Source organism: Geitlerinema sp. CS-897 (genome assembly GCF_028368005.1).
Taxonomy (GTDB): domain Bacteria; phylum Cyanobacteriota; class Cyanobacteriia; order Cyanobacteriales; family Geitlerinemataceae; genus Baaleninema; species Baaleninema simplex.
In genome coordinates, this window is record NZ_JAQNCQ010000244.1 from 1 (window position 1) to 11683 (window position 11683).

Below are 11683 nucleotides of genomic sequence, written 5' to 3' on the forward strand. Positions count from 1 at the left end.
CTCCCCCTCTCTCCCTCTACCTCCTCACCACTCTCATCATCTTACTCGGTGTGACCTACGGCGTTGGAAGCGATCTCACCTTGGCGCCCCGCTTCTTTTTCCCCCTATTCCCCGCCGTCGTTATTCTCGTCGCCGCTCGTCTGGCTTCCCTGTGGAACCGCCAAAAATCCCAAGTTCTCGCAGTTGTAGGAATCGCCTTCATCGGAAGTTTCAGCATCTTAGCGAACGTCGGTTACTTACAAAACCACCGAGGCGATCGCCTGGCTCAGTTTATCGCCCAAACCTCCGACGACGTTCCAGTTCTCGTCGCCACCACCCACAAACACCACGGACAAACGGGGCGGTTAATCGCCATTGCGTGGGAATTGGAAAAAATCGGCTTTTCTCAACCCTCGCACTTTCTCCTGGCTCACAAACTCGAAAACCAAAACCCCACCGAAACCTTAAATCGAGCGATCGCCGACTTCCCCACACCTGTCGATGTGTGGTTGGCGAACTTCCACGCCGAAGAAATGTCCGACGATCTCCGTTGCGACGAGTTCGACGACGACGAGTTTCCAGATATCAACGGCTACCGTTACGACGGTTACACCTGTCCGCGATCGAGCAACACTAAATTATCGCGGTGAACGACCGTATCTCGAGCGCGATCGCCCAGGATTTCGGGAATTTGTTCCGAGCGAACGCCGCAGATTTTCGCTAAGTCGCGGCTGTTGTAGTTGATGACGCCCCGTCCGATTTCGCGATCGCTGAGATCGCACAGCATCACCGCATCGTCGACTTGAAAGTCCCCGTCGATTTTGACCACTCCCGCCGCCAACAGCGATTTTCCCCGTTCGCACACGGCGATCGTCGCCCCCGAATCGAGATAAATTTTTCCATGGGGAATCAAACTGTGTGCGATCCAACGCTTGCGGGCGGTTTCCGTCTTCACTTGCGGCTCGAAATGGGTTCCGAGTTCCTCCCCCGCGAGGATTTTTTCAATGTTAGCCGGAACGTTTCCCGACGCGATGACGGTACGAACGCCGCTTTCGGTGGCGATGCGGGCCGCAGAAATTTTCGTTTGCATCCCCCCAGTTCCCCAACCGCTGCGAGAGTTTCCCACCTCTAAATTGTCTAAGTCGTTGGGATGGCCGACGCGAGAAATCGGTTTGGCGTTGGGGTCGCGGTTAGGATCGGCCGAATACAGGCGATCGACGTCGGTGAGGAGAAACAGCCAGTCTGCTTCGACTAAACTGGCGACTAAGGCGCTGAGCGTGTCGTTATCGCCGAATTTCAGCTCGTCTGTGGCGATGGTGTCGTTTTCGTTGACGATGGGAACGATACCGAGACGTAACAGTTCTTGAAAGGTGTTGTAGGCGTTGACGTAGCTGTTCCGTCGCACGAAGTCTTGACGCGTGAGGAGGATTTGGGCGATCGGCTGTTGGAGAGAGGTAAACAAGTCGTCGTAGACCCGCATCAAGCGTCCCTGTCCCACTGCGGCCACGGCTTGTTTTGTGGCGAGTCGTCGCGGGCGATCGCTCAGTCCCAGTCTGGCACAGCCGACGCCCACCGCACCGGACGAGACGAGAACCGGGCGGTATCCCCGACGGCGCAAACGCGTTAGGGTTTCGACTAAACTGGCGAGGGTGGAGAGGGACAGATCGCCGCTTTGGGGGTGTGTGAGACTGGAGGTTCCAATTTTAACGACGAGGGTTTGGGAGTCCATGTGAAGGGAGTTTGGGAAAACGTAAAAACAGTCAGATCGCTGAAGTAGACTCTCTATTTTACCCGATTTTAATTCAATATTCTATAGTTTTTAATAATATTTTAGATTGACTTTCATAGGGGTTTTTAAAATGATTTAAAACGAGCGATCGCCCAAGAGTTCGGAAGCGTTCGAGCTAGCTTTAACGCTTACCAAGCTCCCCTAAGTTATAATCCCAACAGAACGCTCTAGAGAGAAATCTATCATGGCTGACGAACAGGCGATCGCCCGTTTAAACGACGAATACGAGCGATTTCAAAAATACCTGCAAGAGTGCGCCCAAAAATTCGACTGGGCGAGCTTTCAAGACAACGACTTGAGCGAACTCGACCTCAGCCGACTCGACTTGAGCGGAATTAACCTCAGCGGTGCCAACCTCCAGCGGGTCGATTTCAGCCAAAGCGACCTGAGTTACGCCAACCTCAGCGGCGCCGATTTGACCGATGCCGACCTCAGCGGCGCGGACTCGAGCGGAATTAACCTCAGCGGCGCCAACCTCACGCAAGCGGATTTGAGCAGCGCCGATCTCAGCGAGGCCAACCTCAGCCGAGCGATCGCCACGCGAGCGGATTTGAGTGACGCCGACCTCAGCCAAGCGGATTTAAGCGAGGCCGACTTCACCGAGGCCGACTTGAGCGATGTGGATTTCTCAGACAGTACCCGCAAGGAGACAAATTTTACCGACGCCGATCTCTCGGGTGCGATCGGTCTAAAGTGAGTCCGAGGCGATCGCATGGTTTCGATGGCCGTTCGTCTGTCCGATCTCGTCCTTCTCGTCGAACTTGTTGGTAATCCAGACAGATTGATAGGGTTCGAGAACGACGGTCTCGTAGATATCGTCGATAATGTTGCCGCTAATCAGATCGCACCAAGGATCGGTACAGACGAGATTGATTTCCGACAGGTAGAGTTTCTGCACGCGATCGCTGAGGTTGTGAATCGAAAAAATGCTCTGATCGCGGTTGATACTTTGACGCCAAAAGCCGAACAGCGCTTTTTTCAGATGTAAGGTGTACTGGGTGGCGTTGGGGTGAAATGCCGGTTGGCGGCGACGAACGGCCAACAAACGGCGGAGTTCTCGCAACACGATCGACTGGGGCGTGTCGGGATGTTCCAGGCGATCGAGTAACTCGTCGTAATCCCACTGGTGGCGGTTGATCGATCGCTTGCGTCCGGTGCGTTTGACGTTTTCTTTGTCGTTGGGCGTCGCCAGCAAGCTGTGAATATAAAACGCGGGAATGCCTTCGACGGACATCATAATCGTCTGAGAACAGAGGAACCGCTGAACTTGCCAGTTGTCTTCCCCCTTGACGGTTCCCTTCAACGCATCGAACAGAGAAATATTGATTTCGTAAGGACTTTCTGTCCCGTCAGCCCGTCGCCTCATGCTGATTTCGCCGCCGAACCGCTTCATCGTCGTCACCAGTTGCTCGTACTCAGTTTCAGTCAGCAACCCTTCCGTCGGACGCAAGCCGATACCGTCGTGAGACGCCGTAAAGTTCAAATACGCACAACCGATCGGTGCCGGAGGCATACTCATCATCCAGGTTTTCAGGTGGTCGGATTTTCCCTGTAACAACGCGTTCAGCAGCAGCGGCGGCAAACTGAAGTTGTAAATCATGTGGGCTTCGTTGCGGTTGCCGAAGTAACTGAGATTTTCGCGGTTGGGAACGTTGGTTTCGGTAATCAACGCCACCACCGGATCGACGAATTGTAGGATTTCCCGCAAGACTTTAATAACCGCGTGAGTTTGCGGTAAATGAATGCAGGACGTTCCGATCGCTTTCCACAAATAACCGATGGCATCGAGGCGAACGTACTTGGCACCGATGCGAACGTAAAACAGCAGGATTTTGACGAACTCGATTAAAACGTCGGGATTGGCAAAGTTCAAGTCGATTTGATCTTCGCTGAACGTCGCCCAAACGTATTTTTCTCCCTCCGTGGTTTCGACGCGAACTAAGAGCGGACTGCTGCGGGGACGAACGACGTCCGAAACGTCGGTGTCGGGATCGACGGTGATGAAATAGTCCCGTCCGGGTTTTTCGCCCCGTTTGAATTCTTCAAACCAGCGACTTTGACTCGAAACGTGGTTGATCACCAAATCCACCATCAAGTTAAACTGTTCGGCGATCGATTTAATATCGTTCCAATTTCCCAGTTCGGGGTTGACTTTCAAGTAGTCGATTACGGCAAAGCCATCGTCAGAACTGTAGGGACAAAACGGTAAAATGTGAACTCCGGTAATCGTCTCGTTGAGATATTCCGTTAGGAATTGTTCGAGCGTGACGAGGGGGTTTTCACTCTGTCGTTTTAAACTATCGCCGTAGGTAATAAGTAGAATGTTTTTCTGACTCCATTTGCCAAAGTCTTCATCGACAAATTCGGCGATGTCTTCACAGACGAGATCGTAGATGCGCTCGAGCAGAGCTAGGGCGTCTTGTTCGCTATAAATCTGTTCGAGTAGCGGTTGGATTCGACGCTCCAACGTTTCTCGGCGATCGCTGATTTTGGTTGTGGTCATGAGCGAATTAAAAGGTAAATGTTGACAGTTAGGCTGACGGGAAAGGGTTCGGTACGAAGACTGAAAACCGTAGCGAACTCGGAGAGATCGTCACGGCTTGCAGTGGGTTCGCGATCCCAAAGGCGCGACGAAGTTTGGCGTGAAGGACGCAGTCGGCGATCGCTCGTCGCGTGCTGACAGAAAACTGGAGATCGCCTCCTGGGACTTTCGTGTAAACTTCATCGACGAACGAAGATCGCCTCCTTAGAATGGTGTTGGCAGCGAACGGTGTGGGAAGCGATCTGTCACCCCGTTTCCGTTGTTCAGTTAGAGGTTAGGGTAAGATAGAACGCGAAATAGAATTGACTGCTAAGTTACCGCAGCAGGAACGAGTAGATCCCCGATATGTTAAGAGAACCTGAATTTTAAAGCTAAGGTAAAATCGTTGAAGCTAGGGCAACGCTGGTCGCTCAACCTTCCGAGAAGGCGAGCAGTTTCGGACAAATTAGCGAAAAATTCCCTCGCGCGTCAAGTCTTCAAGTTCCGTGTAAAATGACCCAATATTTGCTGCGGCGACTGTTATTTTCTATTCCGACGCTGATAGCCATCAGTATTGTTATCTTCAGCATTTTGACCCTAGCACCCGGAGATCCGATGGGGGAATTTGCCACCAATCCCGCCATTACCGCAGAAGTTCGGGAAAATATTCGGCGATCGCTCGGTCTCGACGAACCCCCTCACGTTCGCTATGTTAAATGGGCGTTAGCGTTCCTACAGGGAGATATGGGATATTCGTTCACCAGTCGCGCCCCCGTCAGTCGGGCGATCGCCGAACGACTTCCCACAACGCTGTCTGTGGTGGGGTTGGGCTACCTGTTCGCCGTGATGTTGGCGGTTCCCTTGGGAACGATTTCGGCGTTAAAACGCCATACGACGTTCGATCGCGCGGTGACGGTGTTTGCCTTTCTCTGGTTTTCGCTGCCGCCGTTTTTTACGGGATTGCTGTTTATTTTGCTCTTTAGCGTCCGTCTCGATTGGTTCCCGTTTATCTACAACAGCACCCTCGAAGTCCGCGATTGGGGCAGTTTCGTGGCGCAAGTGAAACAGTCGATTATGCCGATCGCGGTGTTGGGATTGTATCAGTCGGCGATGTTAATGCGCTTCGTGCGATCGTCGATTCTCGAGCAACTGAACCAGCAATACGTTCGCACCGCTTACGCCAAGGGACTGTCAGCGTTTGCGGTGGTGAAGCGCCACGTCTTGCGAAACGCACTCGTTCCCGTCGTGACGCTGGTCGCGTTAGATATTCCGGCGGTGTTTGCGGGAGCGTTAGTCACCGAACAGGTGTTTCGGGTTCCCGGTATCGGTGCGTTACTCATCGAATCGATTTACCGCAGCGACACCCCCGTCGTCATGGCGATTACGTTCATTTACGCCATTTTAATCGTTGCCTTTAACTTAATTGCCGATTTACTCTACAGTTGGCTCGATCCGAGAGTGCGCTACTGAGAGGATGGGATGATGAGTGACTTACACCCGACAAACAATAGGAGCGATACTGTTTCCAGTACCGCCCCGAATGTGAGATAGCTCTCAGAACCGATCGCCTCAACCGCGAGCGGCTTCTTCCTCCATCTCTAAATCGAACAGCGTATGAAGCGTTTGCATGGCGCGACGGCGAGCTTCAATATCCTGTTGCGCCCGCAGTTGAACCATCGGATCGTGCAGAATCTTATTGACGATACCCCGAGTGAGAGCTTCGATCACTTCTTGATGTTTTTCAGCGAATTCCGTTCCCAAGCGAGACAGCGCTTTTTCTAACTCCTGTTCCCGAATTGTTTCCACCTTACGACGCAAGCAACTGATGGTCGGAACGGTTTCGAGGGAACGCCACCAATTTTCAAAATCGGCCACTTGCGCTTCGAGGAGGACTTCAGCTTCCATGGCCATTTGACGGCGACTTTCTTGGTTTTGCGCCACCACCGCTTTGAGGTCGTCCACATTAAAACAGCGCACGCCGTCGAGTTCGCTGACATTGGCGTGGACGTTTCGAGGAACCGAAATATCAAACAACATCAAGCCCTCGCGAGCCACCGGTTGCAAGTTGTCGCGGTGGAGGATCGGTTCGGTGGCACCAGTACTCGTAAAGACCATATCCGCCTCTTCAACCGCAGACGTCATCTCCGAGAGGGGACGTACGGCGATGTCCACATCGGGGAATTTCTCGGCGAGGTCGCGGGCCCGATGCGTCGAGCGGTTCACGATCGTCAGTTGGCGCGCGCCTTTAGCGATCGCGTGTTGTACCAACAACCGCGCCATTTTCCCCGCTCCAACGATGCAGAGACGCTGCGTCGCCAAGTCGGACACTTTCATCTGAGCCAGTTCTACCGCCGCCGAAGAAATCGACACCGCACCGGTTCCGATGCTGGTTTCCGTGCGGACTCGTTTGCCCGCTCCGATGGCCTGTTTGAACAGTTGGTTGAGGACGCGGCCGACCCCTTTGTGTTTTTGTCCCAATTTGTGAGTCGTTTTAACTTGGGCGAGAATCTGGCCTTCCCCAAGCACCAAACTTTCCAATCCCGCGCTGACTCGCATCAAGTGCATGACCGCATCTTGGTGCAAGAGAACGAACAGATAAGGGCGCAGTTTGGGCAGGTAAATGTGACTGCGATCGGCGAGAAACTGACTGACTTCGCGAACCCCCGGCTCGGTATCTTTGGCAATGAAATAGATTTCGAGTCGGTTACAGGTGCTGAGAACGGCAACTTCTTCGATATTGGGATAGCTGCACAATTGCGCGATCGCGCTTTCGATTTGGGGTTCGGGGATGCTCAGCTTTTCGCGAATTTCAACTGGCGTTGTTTTGTGACTTAACCCAACAACAGCAATATTCATAATTTTGTTAAGGTTTAGTTGTTAATTTGGGTTTGGGTAGGTCGAACGGAAAGCCGTCCGCTACTTCTATATTTTGCATAGAAGCAACGAACGGACGTCAAAAACGGCGTTTATCTCAGTTGCAAGTATTTCGGTTCGTCGAACATATGAACGGTATCTACAAACCGAGCCGTTTTGCTTTGACTGGAAATCACCAGAGATTGCGTGCGCGCGCCGCCGTGGAAGAAGCGCACCCCTTCCATGAGGGTTCCGGGGGTGATCCCACAAGCCGCAAACAGGACGGTTTCGCCGCTGGCGAGTTCTTCGGCTTCGTACACTTTATCGGGATCTTCGATGCCCATGCTCTTGAGGCGATCGATGTTGCCCTCTTTGCTTTCTCCGATCAGTCCCGTTTTGACCACGTCGGGATCGTAGATGAGCTGTCCTTGGAAGTGACCGCCCAAGCAGCGCATGGCAGCCGCCGAAATCACCCCTTCGGGAGCGGCTCCAATACCCATCAGCGCGTGAACGCTGGTTCCCGAGAAGGCACAGGAGAGCGCTGCCGAAACGTCTCCGTCGCTAATCAGACGCACCCGCGCCCCAGCCGCCCGAATTTCTTGAATCAGCTCTTTGTGACGGGGACGGTCCATCACGACCACCACTAATTCTTCGACCGTCCGATCCATGCAGTCGGCCAGAATCTTCAAGTTTTCAGTCGGGCTTTTGCGAATATCGACGTGGTTTTTGGCCACGGCGGGGGCTGCCAGTTTCTTCATGTAGAAATCGGGGGCAGCAAACAGTCCGCCTTTTTCGGAAATCGCCAGCACCGCCATCGAACCGTTTTGTCCGTAAGCGACGAGGTTGGTTCCTTCACAGGGATCGACAGCAATGTCGATTTCGACGAGTTCGTCGGGGTTGCAAACCTGGCTGGCGTCCTCTTGGGTGCAGATACCCACTTCTTCGCCAATGTAGAGCATGGGCGCGTCGTCCCGTTCTCCTTCCCCGATCACGATGCGACCGCGCATATGGATTTTATTCATGCGTTCGCGCATCGCTTCGACTGCGACGTGGTCGGCGGTGTTTTTTTCGCCTTTACCCATCCAGCGAGCCGATGCAATAGCCGCCTGTTCGACGACTTCGATAATTTCTAAACCCAGGGTGCTTTCCACAGATTCGATCCTCCCAAATGGTGACTTTTCGTTCTTGCGATAAAACTCCGTTGCGAAGCACGCGAACGAACGATGCCAGTGGTGACAAGTCCCAGCACCAACCCGGCGGGGATAGTGTAGGGTCGCTCGGTGACTCCCGATTTTCGTCGGCGCGATCGCGTCTAGAGACAACAGGCATCTCGACCGGGAACGGCCGACTCGAAAGCTGTACGCACGAATCCGTACTAGATAAGTTCGACTTTCGCGTCTGTACGAGAAGCAGGTGGCTCGTTGGTGTCTCTCGAGCCAGTCCCGTGATTCGGGACACAGTCTTTTCGCGTTCGAGGTTCGCCAGAGATCGACCGTTTCCTTACCTCCGACACGAATCGAGCGACTCGTGCGTTCGGTTGTCCCGACTTCCAACTGTGTGTTCGACGGATCGCCGCAACGCGCGTCTTGGGGGTGACTGTCGAAGTTCGATTTCCCGACAACTGACCCCTGTTACCGCACCGGTCGGGCGGGTTGCACGCTCGCGGCATCAGCTAAAGTCTACCAGAGGTCGGATACGCGCGAGGGTCGGAACCCCTGGGTTTGTGTTAAGTTTTGCTTCTAAACCTGAATTTTTTTGACGGGGCGATCGCTCGCAAAGAAACAACGATCGGTCGTATTCGCGTTCGTCGCGACCGAGTCAACCGCGACCTCTGTAATTTCCGATCTCGTTATCTCAGTAATTAATATCGAGTCATCTCAGTAATTAATACGTAAATCTTTTACGCATAAATACGAAAATTTGTATTTTTTATCGATTTACCATCAGATCTCAAAATTTTGTGCCAAACTCGGGATGCAACTTCCTAAAACGTTCGGTCATGAATCTAATCGATCGTCCTTCACTCGATCTACGTGCGAGATTTGAGTGGTCGAACATCGGTCGTAACCTACTTGTCGTCGGCTCCCTCGTCGCGAGCCATGCAGTTATCGCAACCCCGGCTGACGCACAACTGGCTAAATCCTTCCTCACGGAAAAATCGATCGACACTGGACGGAATTCGATCGCCCAACTGCGACCCGATCCTCAAGAACCCCCATTACCCGAACCCGAAATTCCGCAACCGCTGCCGCCACCTGAAGAACTCCTTCGGCCGCGAGAGGGTACGGAATTCGACGAAGGGTTAGAGTCCATCGAAGGTACCATCGACGTTCGAGGCTACGAAGTCGAAAACAGCACGGTGTTTTCTCAAGAAGAGTTCGATGCAGTTCTCGAGGAGTTTATCGGTCAGGAAATCTCCTTCGCGCAATTGCTCCAAGCACGATCGGCCGTCACGCAGCTCTACGTCGATAACGGCTACATCACCTCTGGGGCGTTACTCCCGCCTCAAACCATCGAAGACGGCATCGTCAGAATTCGCGTGGTAGAAGGCGCCCTCGAGGAAATCGTCGTCACGGGCGATCGCCGTCTCAACCCCGGTTACGTGCGATCGCGCCTGGAACTGGCCACCGACGCCCCCCTCAACGTCAACGATCTCCTCGAAGCGTTACAGCTTTTACAACTCGATCCCCTCATTCAAAACCTCTCCGCCGAACTGTCGGCGGGATCGCGTCCCGGTGTAAACCTGCTCGAAGTCGAAATTAGCGAAGCGAAAACCTTCCGTCCCCTGTTGCGGGTCGATAACGGTCGCTCTCCCACAGTCGGCGCCTATCGCGGTACAGTCGGACTGCGCGAAGGCAACCTCTTCGGCATCGGCGACGCGATCGACCTCTCCTACAGTCGCACTCAAGGAAGCGACGAATTTGAAGCCTCCTATACGGTGCCGATAAACCCCCGCAACGGTACGATCGGGGCGTATTTCCGCATTACGGGCAGCGAAATTATCGAAGATCCCTTCGACGAACTCGACATTACCGCCGATTCGCGCGACTACGAACTGACTTATCGCCAGCCAGTGATTCTCAATCCCCGCCAAGAGTTAGCCTTGGGGTTGACAGTTTCCCGTCGAGAAAGCGATACGGAACTGCTCGGCGTCGGCTTTCCCTTGTCGAACGGGGCGAACGACGATGGCGAAACGCGACTGTCGATCTTGCGGTTTTTCCAAGAGTGGACCGAACGAGGCCCCGAACAGGTTTTCGCCGCTCGCTCTCAGTTTAGTTGGGGGATTCCGTTCCTCGACGCCACCGTCAACGGAACGGCTCCCGACAGCCGATTTCTCGCGTGGCGGGGTCAAGCGCAGTATCTTCGCTTACTTTCTGAAGGAGGCGTGTCGCTGCTGCTGCGATCGGACGTACAGCTTTCGACTACTTCCCTCGTCGCCCTCGAACGCTTCGGTTTGGGGGGAAATTTCAGCGTTCGCGGCTACAGCCAAGATTTACTCCTGGCCGATAACGGTATCTTTGCCTCGGCCGAGTTGCGCTTTCCCGTCTGGACGGCGAACAATGGGAGCGATCGCCTCGAAATTCGCCCCTTCCTCGATGTAGGAAACGTTTGGAACCTCGACGAAGCTCCTCCCGATCCCACCACCTTGGTTTCTGTCGGGGTCGGTTTGCAGTTCGATCTGGCCGATCGCCTTTCGGCTAAAGTCGATTGGGGAATCCCCCTCATCGAGGTAGAGGAACGGGACAATCGCGACGTATTCGAGCGTCAGGAACTCTACTTTTCCATCGAATGGCAACCGTTTTGACCGCGAACAGCGAGCAGTGGAGACAGTTGACAGTTTCTCCCTTGTCTCCCCTGCTCTCCTGCTCCCCCTTCTAGGATTTCTTCGTTCCGATAACGGCGTAAAACGGATCGCCGCCGGGAATTCCCATCATTTGTAGAATGGGGGGAACGGAGCTCGGACGGGCGATAACTTCCGGTTCGCCGAAACCGGGGACGCTTTGAAAATAGCGTTTGACGAGTTCGACACGACTGGCTTCGCTTCCGTCTCGCCACGCTTGGATGGCTTTTTGATAAAACATCCGGTTCGAGAAACTGATAATGGCAATTCCGCCGGGTTTGAGAATGCGGTGAATCTCGGCGAACACTGTTTCGGGGTGTTGGAGATACTGAACGGATACCGCATTGAGAACGGCGTCGAAGCTGTTGTCGGGAAGGGGAAGTTTGGGGGTGTGGTTGAGGTTTTGGACGAAGTAAGCATCGAGTTGAGGGTTTTTCGACAGTTCTGCTTCGTTCAATCCGTGGCCTTCCACGCGATCGAAGGGTATTTCGTCGGGAAGGTGAGACACCCAGCTACTCATTATGTCGAAAATCCGGGTGTGGGGTTGGAGGCGTTCTCGGTAGGGCTTGCTGAAAAGAAGTGAAAAGCTTACGACGTAAGGCTTAGAGGAGTCTTGACATGGCTTCGAGAACCCGAAAAAGAGGTAAAATTGGAAATTCCTGTGCATCCGGCAAGAAAAAATGTATCAAAAATCACAAAA

At 53.6% G+C, this 11683-nt stretch carries 9 protein-coding genes and 1 pseudogene; 4 read left to right on the forward strand and 6 right to left on the reverse strand.

Annotation, left to right across the window (positions count from 1 at the left end; all coding sequences use genetic code 11):
* Nucleotides 1–629: pseudogene (locus POG22_RS15265) on the forward strand (hypothetical protein); the annotation flags it as partial.
* Here the strand turns inward: POG22_RS15265 and proB are convergent.
* Nucleotides 587–1708, reverse strand: a complete 1122-nt coding sequence (gene proB / locus POG22_RS15270) for a glutamate 5-kinase (RefSeq protein ID WP_498906196.1) — start codon at nucleotides 1706–1708, stop codon at nucleotides 587–589. The pseudogene POG22_RS15265 and the gene proB sit on opposite strands and share 43 nt — an antisense overlap.
* A gap of 244 nt (nucleotides 1709–1952) precedes the next feature.
* Between proB and POG22_RS15275 the strand changes: the two genes are divergently transcribed.
* A complete protein-coding gene (locus tag POG22_RS15275) occupies nucleotides 1953–2465 on the forward strand; it encodes a pentapeptide repeat-containing protein (protein WP_498906199.1) in 513 nt (170 codons plus the stop codon).
* Here the strand turns inward: POG22_RS15275 and POG22_RS15280 are convergent.
* Together POG22_RS15280 and POG22_RS15285 are read right to left on the reverse strand one after the other, a co-directional pair.
* Nucleotides 2457–4271: a sugar phosphorylase gene (locus POG22_RS15280; protein WP_063714774.1), complete on the reverse strand. Its 1815-nt coding sequence runs from the start codon at nucleotides 4269–4271 to the stop codon at nucleotides 2457–2459. The genes POG22_RS15275 and POG22_RS15280 overlap by 9 nt on opposite strands.
* 90 nt (nucleotides 4272–4361) lie before the next feature.
* Nucleotides 4362–4493, reverse strand: a complete 132-nt coding sequence (locus tag POG22_RS15285; protein WP_498906201.1) for a hypothetical protein — start codon at nucleotides 4491–4493, stop codon at nucleotides 4362–4364.
* Between the two features lie 309 nt (nucleotides 4494–4802).
* Here POG22_RS15285 and POG22_RS15290 point away from each other — a divergent pair, with 309 nt between their 5' ends.
* On the forward strand, nucleotides 4803–5759 hold the full coding sequence (locus POG22_RS15290) for an ABC transporter permease (RefSeq protein WP_498906203.1): 957 nt from the start codon (nucleotides 4803–4805) through the stop codon (nucleotides 5757–5759).
* Nucleotides 5760–5858: 99 nt separating this feature from the next.
* On the opposite strand, the gene POG22_RS15295 is transcribed toward POG22_RS15290, so the two are convergent.
* Nucleotides 5859–7145, reverse strand: a complete 1287-nt coding sequence (locus POG22_RS15295) for a glutamyl-tRNA reductase (protein WP_017658539.1) — start codon at nucleotides 7143–7145, stop codon at nucleotides 5859–5861.
* A gap of 110 nt (nucleotides 7146–7255) precedes the next feature.
* Entirely contained in the window at nucleotides 7256–8293 is a 1038-nt protein-coding gene (gene glpX / locus POG22_RS15300; protein WP_026097326.1) for a class II fructose-bisphosphatase, read from the reverse strand.
* A gap of 848 nt (nucleotides 8294–9141) precedes the next feature.
* On the opposite strand from glpX, the gene POG22_RS15305 reads away from it, so the two are divergent.
* Nucleotides 9142–10947, forward strand: a complete 1806-nt coding sequence (locus tag POG22_RS15305; protein ID WP_498906206.1) for a ShlB/FhaC/HecB family hemolysin secretion/activation protein — start codon at nucleotides 9142–9144, stop codon at nucleotides 10945–10947.
* A 70-nt stretch (nucleotides 10948–11017) separates the two neighbouring features.
* Here the strand turns inward: POG22_RS15305 and POG22_RS15310 are convergent, their stop codons facing one another.
* The gene (locus POG22_RS15310) at nucleotides 11018–11650 is read right to left on the reverse strand and encodes a methyltransferase domain-containing protein (protein WP_498906207.1); all 633 of its coding nucleotides are present in this window, start codon (nucleotides 11648–11650) and stop codon (nucleotides 11018–11020) included.
* Nucleotides 11651–11683: the final 33 nt, after the last annotated feature.